16 protein-coding genes and 2 pseudogenes are annotated in these 18,437 nt (G+C 43.0%); 14 read left to right on the top strand and 4 right to left on the bottom strand.

Annotated features, from left to right (window positions below):
* The 3 genes and pseudogenes from AZH43_RS19175 to glnG all read left to right on the top strand — a co-directional run.
* A pseudogene (locus AZH43_RS19175) lies at window positions 1-100 on the top strand (hypothetical protein); the annotation flags it as partial.
* A gap of 173 nt (window positions 101-273) precedes the next feature.
* Window positions 274-609: pseudogene (locus tag AZH43_RS15430) on the top strand (ATP-binding protein); the annotation flags it as partial.
* Window positions 596-2,083, top strand: coding sequence for a nitrogen regulation protein NR(I) (gene glnG, locus AZH43_RS15435; protein WP_067671483.1), 1,488 nt, complete (start codon window positions 596-598; stop codon window positions 2,081-2,083). The pseudogene AZH43_RS15430 and the gene glnG, both read left to right, overlap by 14 nt.
* A 98-nt stretch (window positions 2,084-2,181) precedes the next feature.
* On the opposite strand, the gene AZH43_RS15440 is transcribed toward glnG, so the two are convergent.
* The 3 genes from AZH43_RS15440 to mnmG all read right to left on the bottom strand — a co-directional run bounded on the left by AZH43_RS15440 (window position 2,182) and on the right by mnmG (window position 6,065).
* Complete coding sequence (locus AZH43_RS15440; protein WP_067671486.1) at window positions 2,182-2,508, bottom strand: hypothetical protein; 327 nt, start codon at window positions 2,506-2,508, stop codon at window positions 2,182-2,184.
* 165 nt (window positions 2,509-2,673) lie between these two features.
* On the bottom strand, window positions 2,674-3,876 hold the full coding sequence (gene mhpT / locus AZH43_RS15445; protein ID WP_067671489.1) for a 3-(3-hydroxy-phenyl)propionate transporter MhpT: 1,203 nt from the start codon (window positions 3,874-3,876) through the stop codon (window positions 2,674-2,676).
* 308 nt (window positions 3,877-4,184) lie between these two features.
* On the bottom strand, window positions 4,185-6,065 hold the full coding sequence (mnmG, locus tag AZH43_RS15450) for a tRNA uridine-5-carboxymethylaminomethyl(34) synthesis enzyme MnmG (RefSeq protein ID WP_067671492.1): 1,881 nt from the start codon (window positions 6,063-6,065) through the stop codon (window positions 4,185-4,187).
* A gap of 256 nt (window positions 6,066-6,321) precedes the next feature.
* On the opposite strand from mnmG, the gene AZH43_RS15455 reads away from it, so the two are divergent.
* The 8 genes from AZH43_RS15455 (at window position 6,322) to purD (ending at window position 14,406) form a co-directional block, all read left to right on the top strand.
* Complete coding sequence (locus AZH43_RS15455; protein ID WP_067671494.1) at window positions 6,322-6,672, top strand: hypothetical protein; 351 nt, start codon at window positions 6,322-6,324, stop codon at window positions 6,670-6,672.
* A gap of 152 nt (window positions 6,673-6,824) precedes the next feature.
* Window positions 6,825-7,712 carry a bile acid:sodium symporter family protein gene (locus tag AZH43_RS15460; protein ID WP_067671497.1) on the top strand — a complete coding sequence of 296 codons (888 nt, stop codon included), beginning with the start codon at window positions 6,825-6,827 and terminating at the stop codon, window positions 7,710-7,712.
* A 62-nt stretch (window positions 7,713-7,774) separates the two neighbouring features.
* The gene (locus tag AZH43_RS15465; protein WP_067671500.1) at window positions 7,775-8,683 is read left to right on the top strand and encodes a bile acid:sodium symporter family protein; all 909 of its coding nucleotides are present in this window, start codon (window positions 7,775-7,777) and stop codon (window positions 8,681-8,683) included.
* A 156-nt stretch (window positions 8,684-8,839) separates the two neighbouring features.
* A complete protein-coding gene (gene prmA, locus AZH43_RS15470) occupies window positions 8,840-9,736 on the top strand; it encodes a 50S ribosomal protein L11 methyltransferase (protein ID WP_067671503.1) in 897 nt (298 codons plus the stop codon).
* Window positions 9,737-9,761: 25 nt separating this feature from the next.
* A complete protein-coding gene (locus AZH43_RS15475; protein WP_067671506.1) occupies window positions 9,762-10,652 on the top strand; it encodes a DUF3426 domain-containing protein in 891 nt (296 codons plus the stop codon).
* A 401-nt stretch (window positions 10,653-11,053) separates the two neighbouring features.
* Window positions 11,054-11,323, top strand: coding sequence for a DNA-binding transcriptional regulator Fis (gene fis / locus AZH43_RS15480; RefSeq protein ID WP_001086304.1), 270 nt, complete (start codon window positions 11,054-11,056; stop codon window positions 11,321-11,323).
* Between the two features lie 95 nt (window positions 11,324-11,418).
* Window positions 11,419-12,993 (top strand): bifunctional phosphoribosylaminoimidazolecarboxamide formyltransferase/IMP cyclohydrolase, encoded by a 1,575-nt coding sequence (gene purH, locus AZH43_RS15485; protein ID WP_067671509.1) that lies wholly within the window; start codon window positions 11,419-11,421, stop codon window positions 12,991-12,993.
* A gap of 129 nt (window positions 12,994-13,122) precedes the next feature.
* Window positions 13,123-14,406: a phosphoribosylamine--glycine ligase gene (gene purD / locus AZH43_RS15490; RefSeq protein ID WP_067671512.1), complete on the top strand. Its 1,284-nt coding sequence runs from the start codon at window positions 13,123-13,125 to the stop codon at window positions 14,404-14,406.
* A gap of 75 nt (window positions 14,407-14,481) precedes the next feature.
* On the opposite strand, the gene AZH43_RS15495 is transcribed toward purD, so the two are convergent.
* Window positions 14,482-14,919: an acetyltransferase gene (locus tag AZH43_RS15495; RefSeq protein ID WP_067671515.1), complete on the bottom strand. Its 438-nt coding sequence runs from the start codon at window positions 14,917-14,919 to the stop codon at window positions 14,482-14,484.
* A 760-nt stretch (window positions 14,920-15,679) separates the two neighbouring features.
* Here AZH43_RS15495 and AZH43_RS15500 point away from each other — a divergent pair.
* From AZH43_RS15500 to AZH43_RS15510, 3 genes are all read left to right on the top strand, one after another.
* Window positions 15,680-16,552, top strand: a complete 873-nt coding sequence (locus AZH43_RS15500) for a MetQ/NlpA family ABC transporter substrate-binding protein (RefSeq protein WP_067671519.1) — start codon at window positions 15,680-15,682, stop codon at window positions 16,550-16,552.
* Window positions 16,553-16,624: 72 nt separating this feature from the next.
* Window positions 16,625-17,650: a methionine ABC transporter ATP-binding protein gene (locus AZH43_RS15505; RefSeq protein ID WP_067671522.1), complete on the top strand. Its 1,026-nt coding sequence runs from the start codon at window positions 16,625-16,627 to the stop codon at window positions 17,648-17,650.
* Window positions 17,647-18,342, top strand: a complete 696-nt coding sequence (locus AZH43_RS15510) for a methionine ABC transporter permease (protein ID WP_067671526.1) — start codon at window positions 17,647-17,649, stop codon at window positions 18,340-18,342. The genes AZH43_RS15505 and AZH43_RS15510 overlap by 4 nt, the downstream gene beginning before the upstream one ends.
* Window positions 18,343-18,437: the final 95 nt, after the last annotated feature.

Raw genomic sequence — 18,437 nt, forward strand, 5'->3', positions numbered from 1 at the left:
TTTGGATACCTTTTTACAGCTGGCCAATATTTTAACTATTTTACTGTGCGGGATTGCCATTGCGTTAACCAGTCAGCGCTATGTACAGCAAAATCAAGATCAAGGATGAGTATTGTTTGGCCGCTCATCGGTGAGTATTGCGATTGCAGTATCCATGGGCATCTTTTCAATCGCTTCAAAAGGAATGCCCACAGTTAAAAGAGCGCGGATTAACCGCGCTCCCTTATTTACTCTGCGGCTGCTTCCTTTGCTTTCAGCTCAGCCAGCTTAGTTCAAGCGATGACTGAAAACAAAGAGTTCTTTATCGATCATCAGCCTGAGCTGATTCTTAGAACCCGCATTCAGCGCCTTGTAACAATCAATGGTGTTTTGAAGCGCTCAGCTGTGCGCATTGATATTGAAGACAATGGGCCCGGTGTTCCAGAAGAAATCATAGAATCCGTCTTCTATCCTTTAGTAACCGGCCGCGCAAAAGGCACTGGCTTAGGGCTCAGCATTGCACAAAACATTATGCATCAACATAACGGAATGATTGAATGTCAGTCAGTTCCTGGAAAAACAGTATTTAGCTTATATTTACCTTGGGAGTCCGACCATGTCGCGAAATAAAATATGGGTAATTGATGATGACCGCGCCATGCGTTGGGTGCTGGAAAAAACATTTAAAGAAGAAGGTTTTGACGTCACCAGTTTTGAAGAAGCCCAATCTGCGCTTGATCAGCTCAGCATCGATGCGCCGGATGTCATTTTAACCGACATCCGCATGCCCGGTATTGACGGCCTAACCTTCTTAGGCAAAGTCAAAGGCAACTATCCGGATTTACCGGTCATTATTATGACAGCGCATTCTGATCTTGAATCTGCCGTGTCGAGCTACCAAACCGGTGCGTTTGAATACCTGCCTAAACCGTTTGACATTGACGAAGCTTTAGCTTTAGTTAATCGCGCTATTTTGCATATCGCAAAACTGCAGCAGCAGGAATCTGCAAAAACCGCACCGCCAATTCAATCTACAGAAATTATTGGTGAATCTCCGGCTATGCAGGAAGTTTTCCGTGCGATTGGCCGCCTTTCTCAATCACATATTACCGTGCTGATTAATGGTGAATCAGGCACAGGAAAAGAGCTGGTTGCGCATGCATTGCACCGCCATTCCCCGCGCAGCAGCAAGCCTTTTATTGCACTCAATATGGCCGCCATTCCCAAAGACTTGATCGAAACTGAATTATTCGGTCACGAAAAAGGCGCATTCACCGGAGCCAACTCTCAGCGCCAAGGCCGCTTTGAACAGGCCAATGGCGGCACACTGTTTTTAGATGAAATTGGCGACATGCCCTTTGAAACCCAAACACGCTTGCTGCGCGTCTTGGCAGATGGTGAATTTTACCGTGTGGGCGGCCATATTCCAGTAAAAGTGGATGTGCGTATTGTAGCTGCAACGCATCAAGATTTAGAAAAGCTAGTGCATGAAGGCCGCTTCCGTGAAGACTTATATCACCGTTTGAATGTTATCCGCATTCATATTCCGAAACTGGCGCACCGCAGCGAAGATATTCCAATGCTGGCGCAGCACTTCCTGGCGCGCGCAGGCAAAGAACTAGGGGTCAGCCCTAAAATTCTGCGCCTAGAAACACAGGAATACATGAAAAAACTGCCTTGGCAAGGCAATGTGCGCCAACTGGAAAATACCTGCCGCTGGCTGACCGTCATGATTACCGGCCGCGAAGTATATCCTGAAGACTTACCTTCTGAATTAAAGCAGATTCCAATCCATCAAAGCGGTGAAGACGCGCAAGCCCCGCTGACTATTGACCGTGTTTCAATCCACCACTGGGATGAGATGCTGGGTCAATGGGCAATTCAGAAGCTGAAAAACGGTGAAATGAAAATTCTGGACATTGCTACGCCAATGTTTGAACGCACCCTCATCAACGCTGCGCTTCAGCAAACCCGTGGCCGCAAGCGCCATGCAGCCGAACTTTTAGGATGGGGCCGCAATACACTGACCCGCAAGCTCAAAGAACTCGGTATGGACAGCACAGAGGATGATATTGAAGAAGAAGTAGAAAGCAACCTTCAATAGCCTGAACATAAAAAAGCTCCGATATCGGAGCTTTTTTATGTCTTGAGCTAAACTTACAGGAAGATCATCGCCAGACTATTACTTTACAGCGCAAATGCTTATGCCATAAAACCGATATAGCGCGAATAGCCCTCAATACCCAAATCAGACTGATAAATTTTAAATTCCGGATATTGCGCTGCCTTCAACTCTGCAATTACACTGACTTGATCATCATTTGCATGCAAGTCATCTACGGTACGGCGCATGGTTTGCTCAAACTCATCAGTAATGTATTCAAAGCCAATATCCATGGCAATAAACAAGGTATGCTCGCAAGGCTGTACATATTGTTCTTCAGCCCAATTAATAACATGCTGCTGACAATGCGGACACTGAATATTATCTGTTGCCTGAATAGAAAGCTGAATCAGTTGATACGCCATAGATTCTCAATCCCAATTACAAATCTGAATGCACCCGCACAGTTTAACAAAATCTTTAAAATTATCTCAGCAGCCAAAGCCAAATTTCACTAAATATCGAATATATAAAAGGAGGCATTTGCCTCCTTTTATATATTCACCTGCACTTTTACCGCTTGCTCATTATCATGACTTACTTTTACTTGCCTTATATGCAGACAGCGAAGCAACAGCCAAAGCAGATAGAGCAATGCCCGGCGCACTTGTCACCAAAATACCTGCGGTACCAAAACCTAAAGCCAAAATCTTACCTGTCAGCAATGGCCCAGTCATTGCACCCAAGCGGCCCAATGAAATTGCACTGCCTACACCAGTCACTTTACCGGCATTTGAGTAGAAAATCGGGGAAATGCCATACAGGATTGATTGGCCGCCGGTAGAAAAAATGCCGCCCAACACACCTGCCGCAACCAATACTGGAATAGAAGTCGTTGTAAACAACGTAAAGACAGCAATAAATAAACCTGTGTAAATCAACGCCGCCATCTGCCACAATTTCAAACGGTCAAGCAGATAGCCAAAACCAAGCGTACCAATTACCGCGCCCACCTGGAACACCAGCATGATCATGAATGCCTGCTGCTTTTCCAAACCTTGTTCCATCAGCAAGTTCGGCAGCCAGCTGATCAAAATATAATTCACCATCAAGGTAAAGAAAAAGCTGCCCCACAGCGGCAGCGTCTGCTTATATTTCTGTTCAGCGAACAGTATTTGCGCCATAGGCGGAACAGTTTCTGCAGTTTGAACCTTTTCTTTGCGCTTATCTTTTAAAATAATAGCCATGAAAGGAATCAACAGCAAAGGCGTCAAGCCGCCAACCAAAAAAAGCGTATGCCAAGAAATATCTTTAAAGAAGATACCCAATCCAGCCACAAAGATAGCCCCAACCGGCAATCCGCAATACATTAAGCTGTTCAGCTTACCGCGGTTCACCTCGGTCGCTTCATCCCCAACCACTGAAATCATGGTTGGCATTGCAGCCCCTAAGCCCAGCCCTGTAAAAAAGCGGGCCGCATATAAAACCTCAATGCTTGGCGCAATTGCCGTTAACGACATAAACACGCCAAAAATTGCAATTGACAGCATTAAGACTTTTTTCTGTCCCAAATAGTCCGCCACCCGGCCGCCAAAAAAAGCGCCAAACAGCATGCCAAAAACCCCCAGACTAAAGACATAGCCCATCTGAATTTGGTCTAACGAAAATGTCGCTGCGATTCCTTTTGCGGAGATTCCAGGGGCCTGAAGGTCAAAACCCTCAAAAAAAGCCACCCAGAAACACAAAAATACCGTCAAAAATTTTTGCATTTTTTCAGTTTGTACTTGTGCCATGATCCAACTCCATCCTTAGTACACAGGCAGCCATGCGCGGCCTGCCTGTGTATTTTCTGTCGGATCATTCACAATAAATACCACTACAATGGTCGGATTAACCCATTTAAAACACTGTAAAAATATAGAAACTTATAGGTAAAAGGTTGCATATCAATACTTTCTGGCTATTAAAAAAATAATTAATAATTGGTTTACAATAACTTACATAAAGCAAAGCTTTAAACAATCATGCCATCATTATTTTTGATCATTAAAAATTTTACGATAAAAAAGCCCGCATTAAGCGGGCTTTTTACTTTTAACACTTAAGCAGATTTTTTCGCTTGCGCATTCTTACGGATTGTAATCATCACCAGTTGCACCGCTGCTGGCGTTACACCCGGAATACGGCTGGCTTGAGCCAAAGTTTCAGGACGTATATCTTTTAATTTCAGCGTAATTTCTCGCGACAATCCAGACACGACGTCATAATCAAAATCAGCAGGAATACGCGTATCTTCCAAACGCTTCATTTGCGCAACGTCTTCTTGCTGACGGTTGATATAACCTGCATATTTCACTGCAATTTCGATTTGCTCGCCCACAAAAGGTGTTACTTCTGAACCAGTGAGTTCAGCAATTTGCGAGAAATTGATGTTCGGACGTTTCAACAAATCAATTGCATTGGTTTCTTTTGACAGATCATCACCTGTCATTTCAACGAATTTTTTGCCTAGCGGATTGTTCGGCGCTGCCCAAAGGTGCTGTAAACGGCCTTTTTCAGTTTCAACCGCTTCCATTTTCTGGCAGAACGAATCCCAACGCGCATCATCCACAAGGCCCATTTCACGGCCAATTGCTGTTAAGCGCTGATCTGCATTGTCTTCGCGCAGCATCAAACGGTATTCGGCGCGAGATGTAAACATGCGGTACGGTTCTTTGGTACCGAGTGTAATCAAGTCATCCACAAGCACGCCCATATACGCTTCATCACGCTTAGGCGTCCATTGCTCTTGATCCCATGCACGGCGCGCAGCATTCAAGCCAGCAAGCAAGCCTTGCGCACCCGCTTCTTCATACCCCGTTGTGCCGTTAATTTGACCGGCAAAATACAGGTTATTAATTGATTTGGTTTCTAATGAAAACTTCAGCGATTGCGGGTTGAAATAATCATATTCAATTGCATAGCCCGGACGGAGAATGTGCGCATTTTCCATACCGCGGATTGAACGCACCAATTCAAACTGCACATCAAAAGGCAATGATGTTGAAATACCGTTTGGATAAAGCTCATGTGTATCCAAGCCTTCTGGCTCAAGGAATACCTGATGCGAGTCTTTATCGGCAAATTTATGAATTTTATCTTCAATTGATGGGCAATAGCGCGGACCAACACCCTCAATTACACCCGTATACATCGGTGAACGGTCTAACCCGCCACGGATAATGTCGTGCGTACGTTCATTGGTATGCGTGATATAGCAGTTAATTTGCTCAGGGTGCATAGATGCATCACCCATGAACGACATCGTCGGAGAGGGAAAATCACCCGGCTGCGGTGTCATTACGGAAAAATCAACTGAACGCGCATCAATACGCGGCGGTGTACCGGTTTTTAAACGACCTACAGGTAAATTCAACTCACGCAAACGCGCTGCCAGTGAAATTGAAGGAGGATCGCCTGCACGGCCGCCTGATGAATTATTCAAGCCAACGTGGATCACGCCGCCAAGGAATGTACCTGTAGTCAAAACTACAGTTTTCGCATCAAAGCGGATACCCATCTGCGTCACGACGCCTTTAACGGTATCGCCTTCAACAATCAAATCATCTGCCGCCTGCTGGAAGATATCCAAGTTTGCTTGGTTTTCCAGAGTTTCACGGATCGCCGCCTTATAGCGGATACGGTCGGCTTGAGCGCGTGTTGCACGCACTGCCGCACCTTTACGCGAGTTCAAAATACGGAATTGAATACCGCCCTTATCGGCGGCCAGCGCCATAGCGCCGCCTAAAGCATCAATTTCACGTACAAGATGTGATTTGCCAATACCACCGATGGCTGGATTGCAGCTCATCTGGCCCAAAGTCTCAATATTATGAGTTAAAAGCAGAGTCTGTCGCCCCATACGTGCCGCAGCCAGCGCCGCTTCTGTACCTGCGTGACCGCCGCCGATAACAATGACATCGTAAACTTTAGGATAATGCATAGTGGTATTGAGAGAATTAAAAAAATAATGACCAGAGATTATAGCAAAATTTCATTCATAAGTTGACAGAATCAGTCGATTTTCTTGTTATTTGCATGCACAGCAATTCTGGATTGCTCAGCAATTGTTATTTTTATTTGCATAACTCATCAAAATGAAACAATTTTACCTTAAAAATTACCTGATCAATGTTGTTTTATTCTGCCTATTTTTTATCCTATTACTTGATCTTGTAAAAACCATAAGGACAACAATCATGAATAAGAATGTTATTTTATCATCGATTCTCTGCGGTTTGTGTTTGGCGCCATTTGCTGCTTCGGCAAATGATAAAGTCGAAACGGTTTATAATGCTCAAAAATACCAGCAAGTCTGTAAAGGCAAATCCCAAGGCGCGCAAGTTAGTTTTGCTTATCGGGGTATTATCTGGAACGGTACTTGCGAACCTCAGTTCTTTGCTTCAGGAAAAAATACCGCAATTAAAGGCGACGAAGCTGAACTCTACACCGCCTGCTCAAGCGCTTCCGGTGCATCAGCTGTTACCATTAACGGTGCAGAAGTAAAAGGTAAATGCGCCCTAGGCTTCACTCCTCCACGTCCTAAATAACCGTTTATCCTTTACTGACAAACAAACGTTAACTGCTTCAAAAAGCGGGTGAAAATGTTTAATTTCCACCCGCTTTTACTTATTGCTAATTTAGAAAACTTGTTTACACTCAAAATATAACCATAAAGGACAAAAACAAAAAAGGATATTCCATGGATTCGGGGTTATTTGCTTTTTTCCTGCCAGTTACTTTAGCCCTGATGATGATGGGGCTTGGCTTAGAACTTTCCATTAAAGATTTCATGCGCGTGGGGCGCTATCCCAAAGCTATATTCTTAGCGCTTTTTACACAGCAGGTTATTTTAGTCAGCATTGCATTTTTAATCTGCAAAGCAATGAACTTAGCGCCGCTGCTGTCTGTTGGGCTCATGCTGCTGGCGGCATCCCCAGGCGGCCCGACAGCCAACCTATTCAGCTATATATATAAAGGTGATGTTGCGCTGAATATTACATTAACAGCCATCAACTCTGTTATTTGCACCTTTACATTGCCCTTTATTGTCAATTTATCTATTTTGTATTTTTTAGGCGATAACCAAACTATAGGCATGCCGATAGAAAAGTTTGCGCAAGTTTTTCTGATTATCTTCATCCCTGTATGTATAGGCATGATATTGCGCTACGCCGCCCCCGGCATTTCCTATCAGCTCACCCGGCCAATGCGGCTGATATCCATCTTCTTTCTATTTTTCATTTTTCTTTATGCACTTTTCCGGGAAAAATCTAATTTGGTGCTTTATTTTGCCGATGCAGGATGGGCAACCGGCTTATTCTGCTTTACCAGTTTATTCCTAGGTTATTTAATTCCGCATGTAACCGATATTCCTGAACCGCAGGCGCGCGCCTGCACTTTTGAAATAGGCATACACAATACCGCCATTTCCCTCACCATTGCATTGTCTGTACTGTCTAACACCACCATTGCCATTCCTGCAGGCGTGTACACAATTTTCATGTATGTTTTTGTGGTGTTTTTTGGATTCATACTGACACGTAAAAATAATAATTTGATGACAAACTCTAATACAACAAAAGTTTAAATTTCACTTTGAGCATTAAATACATGACTTAACTGCCAAATCATATAAAAAGGAGTGAACAGATGGATTCTGGAATCATCACCATTATGCTGCCCTTAGCCTTAGCCATCATTATGATTGGCTTAGGTTTAGAGCTGACCCCTAAAGATTTCGCCAGAGTAACCAAACACCCGAAAGCTGTGCTGATCGCTTTATTTTGCCAGCTGGTCTTGCTGGTTGGCATTGCATTTTTACTTTGTAAATTATTTACTTTAGAACCGCTGCTGGCCGTTGGGCTGATGCTGCTGGCAGCCTCTCCCGGAGGCAGTACCGCAAATCTATTCAGCTACTTATTTAAAGGTGATCTGGCGCTGAATATCACTTTAACCGCAATCAACTCTGTTATCGCTGCGCTTACATTGCCTTTAATTGTCAATTTCTCCATTATGCATTTTATGCAGGAAGGTCAGCAAATCAGCCTGCATTTTTCAAAAATCCTGCAGGTATTCGGCATTATCATTATTCCTGTGTGCGTTGGCATGCTGATCCGCCATTACGCGCCAGCGCTCACCGAGAAACTGAACAAACCTCTGCGGTTTTTTGCAGTCATTTTGCTGCTCTTAATCATTGCCGGCGCAATCTTCAGTGAACGTCAAAATATTGCAAGCTATCTCGGCCAAGTCGGTGCGGCTACAGCTATTTTCTGTATTTGCAGCCTGACTATCGGTTATTTCATTCCACGGCTACTCGGCATCAACAGCGCTCAAGCTCGAGCTTGCGCCTTTGAAATCGGCATTCACAACAGCACACTGGCCATGACCATTGCGCTCACAGTTATGGCCAGCGCTACAATTGCCATGCCAGCCGCCGTATATTCTATTTTCATGTATATCTTTGCTGCTCTATTCGGAACACTGATCAGCAAATTTGCACTTTTAACGACTAAACCCGCAATAGATCAAGATTTAGAATTTGATAATACAAAGCATTGACTGGCGCAACCAGCCTCTCTTCATGCTGCCAAACAGCTATGCATAATAAAGGATACCAAAGCCTCCTTTATTATGCAGGAATGAAATAAGTTATAGGCGCTTCCCAATGAGTTCCGCTACAATAGCTTTTTTACATAACAAATTTAGGTTTTTACTGTGAAGTGGCTACAAATTCATATTACTGTTGATCAAGCGCAAGTCGATTTCACCGAAACCCTGCTCAGCTCTTTAGGCGCAGTGAGTGTAACGCTTGACGATGCTGAGAATCAGGAACTGCTTGAACCGCTTCCGGGTGAAACTCCACTGTGGAATAAAGTCATTGTCACAGGCATCTATGCGCAAGAAGATGATGAAGAAATTGATGTTGCCGCTTTAGAAACATTTATTACAGCTCAATTGCCAGATGCGCCTATGCGCAGCGAATTCATTGAAGATCAGGAATGGGAACGCACATGGATGGATGCTTACGAGCCAATCCAAATCGGTGAAAAATATTGGATCGTGCCTGAATGGATGCAAGCGCCAGAACCAGATGCTGTAAACATCAAACTCGATCCGGGCTTGGCATTCGGCACAGGCAACCATGCATCCACCTTCCTTTGCTTGCAATGGCTGGGCCAAACAGATGTTAAAGATAAAATTGTGATTGATTATGGCTGCGGCTCAGGCATTTTAGGTGTTGCTGCACTGCTGTTAGGCGCTAAAAAAGTCTATGCAACTGACATCGATCCTCAGGCAGTTCACGCAACAAAGCAAAATGCTGAATTGAATGGCGTACTGGATCAGCTGTATGTCGGCTTGCCGGAAGAGTTCAATGCTGAGTTCAAAGGACAGCAAGCTGACGTTCTGCTTGCAAATATTTTGGCAGGCCCGCTGATGTCACTTGCGCCTGAATTCTCAACTTTAATTAAATCTGAGGGTGAGTTCGCACTTGCAGGTGTAATTAAAGAGCAAGTTGATGATGTTTCTAGTGTTTATTCTGAATTTTTTGATATATTAGATGTTCAGGAACGTGAAGAACACTGGTGCCGAATTTCAGGTAAGCGCCAATAGCATTAACCGATTTACTTAAACACTTATGAGCAATAAACAGACCTTCTGCCCGACTTGCGCTACTACATATAAAGTAACAGTTGCACAGCTGACTATGGCTCAAGGCATGGTGTGCTGCCCAAAGTGTTCGACTTCCTTTAATGCATTAAGCTATTTAGTTGCAGCCAGGGCCGCCATGCCTCATGCTGCAGCTGAATCCGATATTCAAAATAATTCAACGCCTTTTGAATCTCAAGCCATCGATATTTCTGAAATCAACTTTCAAAGCGAACCGCAAAACCAGACAGAACAGCCGCGCAAGCTGCTGGATATTTTTGACGACAAAGTCGAAAATTCCAATATCGACCTAAAAACCTATTTAAATAACTTAAACTATTTCAGTACAGAGCCTATAGGCAACTTCCCTGCACTGAACTGGTCTGAAAAAACTGAGAATGAAACTAAACGCGGCGCTTTATATTACGCCATGTGGACTATCGTCAATATTGCATTAATCAGTACCCTTCTATTTCAATTTTTTTGGTTTAACCCGCAATATTTAAAAAACAGCCCCGTGATGGCTTTCGCGTTTAACACCGCATGTGAAGTAGTCAACTGCTCTAAACTTGAAGAGCACTACAACCTGATTACCACTAAAAAAGTAAAAGTCCGCACTATTTCTAAAAAAGAAGTCGAATTTTCCGGTCAGCTGATAAATTATCATGACCGCAGCCTAGCGCTGCCTATCATTAAAGTAGAGTTAAAAGATAAAGGACAGGTTATTGCCACCTATTCTTTACAGCCGCAAGAATATTTAACAGAAAGTTTAGCTGGAATTCAGCGCATCCCCTCAAACAGCCCTTTCAAATTCAATTTTAAGCTGCCGGCTGACCGCAAAAGCTTCGATAATTACAATTTAGAAATAATTCGGCCATAAGATTGAAAAAAACTATTAAAAAATGCAAAAAAATATAAAAAAAATGCAGTTTTCTTGCTCACTTTTTCTTAGACAATGGTATGATACGCGCCACGAAAGCTTTGCACTGCAAACTCCTCACTGATTTTTCAAAACAAATATGATCCAGCAAAATACGCTTTATCCCATAATGCGTATAGAGCAGATTTTTTTGTTTGATTTTTAGCTGTAACAAATATTAATCTATTGTTACGCTTAAATTTCGATCAATTCCCTGAGTTGTGGCAAGCTAAAGCTAAATTGCAATGCACGTGTTTTAGAGCTTCTGTTTTAAGATCTAAAACAGGGTTCATTGAATTTATAGACCATTTTTTTTATATCACTTTACCCAAGTGATACCTGATTTTTTCGGATTAATTCGCATGAATAGCAAATCTCCTATTTTTACTGCACAATCTGATGTTGCTCTTCGTATTCACGTAGATCGCGCAGTTCGTCATTACTTTGCTCAGCTGCAAGGCGAACAGCCTTCTCAAGTATATGACATGGTGCTGGCAGAAATGGAGAAACCTCTTTTATCTGTAGTTCTAGAATATACTCGCGGCAACCAGACACGCGCTGCCGAGATCCTCGGACTGAACCGCGGAACTTTACGTAAAAAGTTGAAAGCTCACGGTTTAATGAGTGAATAAATGATAAAATGCTTGCGGCTTCCGCGGGCATTTTTTTTAACCTGTAATTTTGCCTTTTTGTTTTAATCTGTTCCTTGAAAACTGTGACGAAGATCATGACTATTAAACGCGCTTTAATCTCTGTTTCCGACAAGACTGGTATTGTTGAATTTGCACAAGACCTTGCTGCTCTTGGGGTAGAAATTTTATCTACTGGCGGTACTTACAAATTATTGAAAGATAATAATGTAGCTGTAGTTGAAGTTTCAGAGCACACTGGTTTCCCAGAGATGATGGACGGCCGTGTAAAAACACTGCACCCGAAAATTCATGGCGGTATCTTAGCTCGTCGCGGTCTAGACGAAGCTGTGATGGCTGAGCATGACATTGACGCGATTGACCTTGTTGTTGTCAACCTTTATCCGTTTGCCGCAACTGTTGCCAAACCGAACTGCTCTCTTGCAGATGCGATTGAAAACATTGACATCGGTGGCCCTACCATGGTCCGCGCGGCTGCGAAAAACCATGCATCAGTGGGTATCGTCGTAAATGCATCTGACTATTCAGCTGTCATTGCTGAACTTAAAGCGGATGGCGCTCTATCTCATGCAACGCGTTTTGACTTAGCAGTGAAAGCATTTGAGCATACTGCACAGTATGACGGCATGATCGCTTCTTACCTTGGCGCACGCGTAGGTAAAGAAGAAGGTACTGCTGACAAGTTTGCACGTACATTCAATACGCAATTAAATAAAGTCCAAGATCTTCGTTACGGTGAAAACCCGCATCAATCCGCTGCATTCTATGTAGAAAGCACAGCTTCTGAAGCATCGGTTTCTACAGCGAAACAGCTTCAAGGCAAAGAATTATCCTATAACAATATCGCAGATACAGATGCAGCCCTTGAATGCGTAAAATCATTCGCCAAGCCTGCTTGTGTAATTGTAAAACACGCGAATCCATGCGGCGTTGCAGTGTCTTTAGACGGCATTAACACAGCTTATGACTTAGCTTATGCAACTGATCCTGAATCTGCATTCGGCGGTATCATTGCATTCAACCGTGAATTAGACGTTGCAACTGCACAAGCAATTGTAGACCGTCAATTCGTTGAAGTGATTATTGCGCCAAGTATTGCTGAAGGTGTGCTTGAAGTGACTGGCGCGAAGAAAAACGTTCGTGTACTGGTATGCGGCGAACTGCCAGCCATTACTGAGCGTAAATCACAGCTTGACTATAAACGCGTGAATGGCGGTCTATTGGTTCAAGACCAAGACTTAGGCATGATCACGAAAGATGATCTTAAAGTTGTGACTAAACGCGCCCCAACTGAAGCAGAAATTGATGACTTAATCTTTGCTTGGAAAGTTGCGAAATACGTTAAATCTAACGCGATTGTTTATGCCAAAGGCCGTCAAACCATTGGTGTAGGCGCAGGTCAAATGAGCCGTGTGAACTCTGCCCGTATTGCAGCCATTAAAGCTGAACACGCAGGCCTAGTTGTTGAAGGTGCTGTAATGGCATCTGACGCATTCTTCCCATTCCGTGACGGTATTGATAATGCAGCGAAAGCCGGCATTAAATGCATTATCCAACCGGGCGGTTCTATGCGTGATGAAGAAACAATTGCAGCAGCGGATGAAGCTGGCATTGCGATGGTCTTGACTGGCATGCGTCACTTCCGTCATTAATAGATGGATTTTAATGTAATGACATTGTCATGCATACTGAATAAATCAGATTTCTAATCTTGCATAAAGTCCTCTCCTGCTTTCAGGCTGAGGACTTTATGTCATTTTCGATTCATGGAGTGTGAACCGATGAATATTTTAGTTTTGGGTAATGGCGGACGTGAACATGCACTTGCGTGGAAAATCGCGCAAGACGACAAAGTTGCTAAAGTGTTTGTTGCACCGGGTAACGCAGGCACAGCAACAGAAGCTAAATGTGAAAACGTAAATCTAAGCATTTTAGATAATGCCGCGATTATTGATTTTGCAAAAAACAATGCTGTTGAACTAGTGATTGTTGGCCCAGAAGCGCCATTGGTAAATGGTGTCGTGGATGCCTGCCGCGCTGCTGGTGTAAAAGTTTGGGGTCCAACCCAATTTGCTGCACAGCTTGAAGGCTCTAAAGCATTCGCAAAACACTTCTTAAAACGCCACAACATTCCAACTGCATTCTATGACGTGTTCACAGAAGTAGATGCGGCAAAAGCATTTGTTGAAAAAAATGGTGCGCCAATCGTGATCAAGGCTGACGGTCTTGCTGCGGGTAAAGGCGTGATTGTCGCAATGACCAATCAAGAAGCATTTGATGCCATTGATGATATGCTTGCCGGCAACAAGTTTGGCGATGCAGGCTCACGTGTAGTCATCGAAGAGTTCCTTGCAGGCGAAGAAGCGTCTTTCATTTGCATGATTGATGGCGACAACATTCTGCCGATGGCAACTTCTCAAGATCACAAACGCATTTTTGAAGGCGATCAAGGCCCGAACACTGGCGGCATGGGGGCTTACTCTCCTGCGCCTGTTGTGACTGCCGAGGTTTTCGAAAAAGCCATGAATGAAGTGATGCGTCCTACCGTTGAAGGCATGAAAAAAGACGGTCATGTGTACACCGGCTTCTTATACGCAGGTTTGATGATTGATGAACAAGGTCAGCCTAAAGTGATCGAGTTCAACTGCCGTTTTGGTGACCCTGAAACTCAACCAATTATGATGCGTTTAAAATCATCATTGGTGGATTTAGTTGAGGCAGGCATTGCAGGCAACTTGCCTGCTGAAGCCGAATGGGATGAGCGTAAGACTGTAGGTATCGTGCTTGCATCAAAAGGCTACCCTGAAACGTCGAGCAATGGTGATGTGATTTCAGGCTTAAACACTGAAATGGCTGATGCGAAAGTCTTCCATGCAGGCACTAAAGCCAATGAAAATGGCGACATTGTGACTGCTGGCGGCCGTGTGCTTTGCGTAACAGCATTGGGCAACACCATTGGCGAAGCGCAGGCAAAAGCATTAGAACTTTGCCAAAAAGTAACCTTTGACGGTGTTCAATACCGTAAAGATATTGGTTACCGCGCTATAGCCCGTGAAAATGCTTAATTCATAACAGCCTTAATAAAAAACCCGCTAAATGCGGGTTTTCTCAACTTTAAATTCCTCATTAGAAATTGTCCTTTAACACAACTTTTTGAATTTTAAATGCAACAGCGGATAAGGCTTTCCCTGATGATCCAACTCAGATCTTGAAAGCACTTCAAAGCCAAGTTTTTGATAGAACCCAACCGCTTGAGTATTCTGCTCATTCACATCGACTTGATCAATTTTCAGCTCATTTAATGCAAATTCGATGAATGCTTTTCCAATCCCCTTTCCCCTAAATTCAGGTTCGATAAACAGCATTTCAATATTGTCATTACTTGTCCCAATAAAACCTAAAATCCGTCCATCCTGAACAAATTTATGAATCAAGACCTGATGAAAGTATTCATTTAAAATCAATGACTTTAAAATGATAATTTCTTGTTCAGCTAAAAAATCATGTGTTGCTCTTACCGAACGCTCCCAAATTTCTATCAAAATTGGAAAGTCCTGACTCGAAGCTTTTAGCAGCATAAAACAGACCCCATAAAACGTCAAAATTGACCGGAACATCTTAACATGAGTCATTAAACACTGACTTCCCCTAAAGTTTTCACGCATGACAAAAACAAGGAAAGCATCTGATTTAATACAAAAAGATTAAAGGTTTGTGAAAAAAATTAAATTAGAGACTGAATTTTCGAGTAAAGGGCATTTGTTATTTAGAGATTTTTCAATAAAACACCTGATCACTAAACTTATCGCTACATCAATTTTGATCCATGCACTTCATTTTATCGACCTAAACTCAGCAAACCGCCCATTAAAAAAACACACCACAATAAATTTTCATTAAAAATAAATGATTTGCATTTTTTCAACTCCCAGCCCGCATCCATATTCAATAAACAGATAAGCAATCCTAAATTATTTATATATTATGAATAAGTATAAAATATCTGCGTTCATTCCAAATAATTAAATAAAAGCTTTTGTTTTCAATATATTTTTATAGAAAACTTAATTTTTAAAAGCCGTTTCATGCTGCTGATGCTTTATAACTCCCAACACTTTGTATAACAAACATTTATTGCTATGATAAAAGAATCTTTGATGAGAAATTTAAACAATTAAAACTCATTTAAATTTCTCATCATTTCTATGCAGCAATACATAAGCAACCCGGTCTCACTGGAATGCAGGCCAGGAACCTTATGTTCAAAGATTTTAGAAATTTGATCTAAACCAAAGAACATGCACATACATTTCGCATTTCCGTCATTAGGACTTATCCATGAAAAAGCTATTTAGCGTTTTACTGAGCGCATCTGTGCTTACTCTCTCAGCTTGCGGTAAACAAGAAGCGCCTAAAACTGAGCAAGCTGCAGCGCCTGCTGGCGAGTTAACAACGGTTACTATGGCCTCTACCGGTTCTGATGCTGATATCTGGCGCTATATTGCGTCTCTTCCTGAGACCAAGGATGCAGGCATCAAGCTTGAAGTAAAAAATTTCACAGACTACGTGTCTATGAATACCGCTGTTGCCAATAAAGAAATTGATGTCAATGCCTTCCAATCTTATGCCTACATGGTGGCATTCAACGACAGCAACAAAGAAAAAATTGCGCCGCTGTCTACAACGTATTTAGAACCTATGGGCATCTACTCAAGCAAAATCAAAAAGCTTGACGGATTCAAAACTGGCGCAACAATCGCAATCCCGAACGACGGCGCCAATGAATCACGCGCATTGCTTCTGCTTCAGTCTGCTGGCTTAGTTAAGTTAAAAGCTGATTTTGACAATGTGAAAGGCACCCCTGCTGACATTACAGAAAATGCGAAAAAAATTGTGATCAAGCCCATTCAAATGGCGACTGCTGTACGGGTTAAAGACGAAGTGGATGCCATTGTTTTAGGCAACACCTTGGCTATGGAAGGCGGTTTGAACGTGCTTAAAGACGCGGTTTATTATGAGCCAGTCGATCAAAGCACCAAAATGAACGTGAACGTTTTAGCTGTGGCTGCTGACCGTCAAAATGACCCTGTACTGAAAAAAGTGGGCGAGCTTTACCACACTGCAGCAGTAGGCAAATATGTCCAAGAGCACTTCGGCGGGACAAAAGTTGATGTGAATAAGCCGGTAAGCTATCTTACAGACGCAAAATAGTAATATACTTTGCACATCTAAACAGGCAAATTTACTTTGCCTGTTTTTCTTTTATCTATAGCTTCTGACGATATGATTCAATTTAAAAATATTTCAAAGCATTTCGAGCTGAAAGGCCAAACTGTTAGGGCGCTGGATCAAATCAATCTAGAGATCCCGGCCAGCTGCATATTTGGCATCATCGGCTACAGCGGTGCGGGAAAAAGCACCCTTATCCGCCTGATCAATCTGCTTGAACGCCCGAGCGAAGGTCAAATCATTATCAATGATAAAGATTTCACGGCGTTGAATGCTGCTGAATTGCGTCAGGAGCGTACAAATATCGGGATGATTTTCCAGCATTTTAATTTGCTGCAAACCAAAACGGTTGCAGAGAACATTGAAATGCCGTTAAAGCTGCTGGGTGTTTCCAAAGCCGAACGTTCAAAGCGTTTAGATGAACTTTTAGAATTTATTGATTTAAAGCATAAAAAAGATGCGTTTCCAGATGAACTGTCTGGCGGTCAAAAGCAGCGTGTCGGCATTGCCCGCGCATTGGCAAACCATCCTAAAATTTTGCTGTGCGATGAAGCAACTTCGGCGCTTGATCCGCAAACCACCAAGTCTGTTTTGACTTTATTAAAGAAAATTAATGAAGAACAAGGGATTACCATTGTCATGGTAACGCATGAAATGGATGTCATTGAATCCGTTTGCGATTATGTGACTGTGATGGAACAAGGCAAAGTGATTGAAACCGGCTCTACACTGGACATTTTCAGTCAGCCGCAGCATTCAACCACCAAAACCTTTATTCAAACGGTACTTCAGCAGCAGCTGCCTGTAAACATTTTGAATAATTTGGAAAATCAAAATCATAACAGCATTTACTGCTTAAAATTCCTAGGCAGTTCCGCTCAGGAAACGGTCATTCAAGCGGTGATTAAAACCTTTGATATCAGCCTGAATATTTTATTTGCCAATATGACTGAAATTAATGGCTCGGTGATTGGGCAAATGTTCATTCAGCTGCTGGGTGATGCAGAAGCAATTCAGCAGGCAGTCGCATTCCTGGAAAATAGCGGTGTAGAAGTGAGTCAGTCAGGAGTTCAAGCATGAGAGAATGGATTGTCCAATGGCTGACTAAAGTCACTGCCCCATTTTGGAAAAGCTCACTGTCTATAGATCAGTTTGTGACCGCGCTGCAGGAAACCTTTCACATGGTGTTTTTTGCCATGCTGTTTGGCTGCATCTGGGGCTTTATTCAGGCCATCATTCTGTTTGTCAGCCGTCCTGCAGGAATTTTACCCAACCGTGTGATTTATCATGGCCTAAACCCCATCGTGAATGCGCTGCGCTCTCTGCCATTTATTATTTTGCTGATTGCAGTTATTCCTTTAACCAAAGTCCTTGTCGGCACTTCAATTGGCACTTGGGCAGCGATTGTACCGCTGACCATTTATGTAGGCCCTTATATTGGCCGTTTGATTGAAACTTCATTGCTGGAAGTCAACGAAGGCATCATTGAATCGGCCCAAGCGATGGGCGCTTCGCCTTGGCAAATCATTTTCAAATTTGTTTTGCCTGAATCACGCAGCTCACTGATTTTAAACTTAACTACAGCCACCATCAGCCTGATTGGCGCAACTGCAATGGCCGGCGCTGTCGGTGCTGGCGGTATTGGTGATTTGGCGATTTCTTACGGCTATCAGCGTTTTGACACCAGCGTAGTGATTTTAACCGTTATTGTGCTGCTGATTTTAGTTCAGCTGGTGCAAAGCTTGGGGGACTGGCTGTCCAAAATTCGTTAACAGCCGTTTCTTTCATACCTGTAAGCACTGTAAAACCCTCAAATCGAGGGTTTTTTATTGTTCAAGTTTTAAGGCTTTTTAAATGGGTCAGTCCA

It is taken from the genome of Acinetobacter pragensis (assembly GCF_001605895.1).
Classification (GTDB): domain Bacteria; phylum Pseudomonadota; class Gammaproteobacteria; order Pseudomonadales; family Moraxellaceae; genus Acinetobacter; species Acinetobacter pragensis.

Coding starts and splice junctions, on each gene's coding strand:
- glnG (WP_067671483.1), top strand. CDS start 596: ATGTCGCGAAATAAAATATGGGTAATTGATGATGACCGCGCCATGCGT.
- AZH43_RS15440 (WP_067671486.1), bottom strand. CDS start 2,508: ATGGCGTATCAACTGATTCAGCTTTCTATTCAGGCAACAGATAATATT.
- mhpT (WP_067671489.1), bottom strand. CDS start 3,876: ATGGCACAAGTACAAACTGAAAAAATGCAAAAATTTTTGACGGTATTT.
- mnmG (WP_067671492.1), bottom strand. CDS start 6,065: ATGCATTATCCTAAAGTTTACGATGTCATTGTTATCGGCGGCGGTCAC.
- AZH43_RS15455 (WP_067671494.1), top strand. CDS start 6,322: ATGAATAAGAATGTTATTTTATCATCGATTCTCTGCGGTTTGTGTTTG.
- AZH43_RS15460 (WP_067671497.1), top strand. CDS start 6,825: ATGGATTCGGGGTTATTTGCTTTTTTCCTGCCAGTTACTTTAGCCCTG.
- AZH43_RS15465 (WP_067671500.1), top strand. CDS start 7,775: ATGGATTCTGGAATCATCACCATTATGCTGCCCTTAGCCTTAGCCATC.
- AZH43_RS15475 (WP_067671506.1), top strand. CDS start 9,762: ATGAGCAATAAACAGACCTTCTGCCCGACTTGCGCTACTACATATAAA.
- fis (WP_001086304.1), top strand. CDS start 11,054: ATGAATAGCAAATCTCCTATTTTTACTGCACAATCTGATGTTGCTCTT.
- purH (WP_067671509.1), top strand. CDS start 11,419: ATGACTATTAAACGCGCTTTAATCTCTGTTTCCGACAAGACTGGTATT.
- purD (WP_067671512.1), top strand. CDS start 13,123: ATGAATATTTTAGTTTTGGGTAATGGCGGACGTGAACATGCACTTGCG.
- AZH43_RS15495 (WP_067671515.1), bottom strand. CDS start 14,919: ATGCTGCTAAAAGCTTCGAGTCAGGACTTTCCAATTTTGATAGAAATT.
- AZH43_RS15500 (WP_067671519.1), top strand. CDS start 15,680: ATGAAAAAGCTATTTAGCGTTTTACTGAGCGCATCTGTGCTTACTCTC.
- AZH43_RS15505 (WP_067671522.1), top strand. CDS start 16,625: ATGATTCAATTTAAAAATATTTCAAAGCATTTCGAGCTGAAAGGCCAA.
- AZH43_RS15510 (WP_067671526.1), top strand. CDS start 17,647: ATGAGAGAATGGATTGTCCAATGGCTGACTAAAGTCACTGCCCCATTT.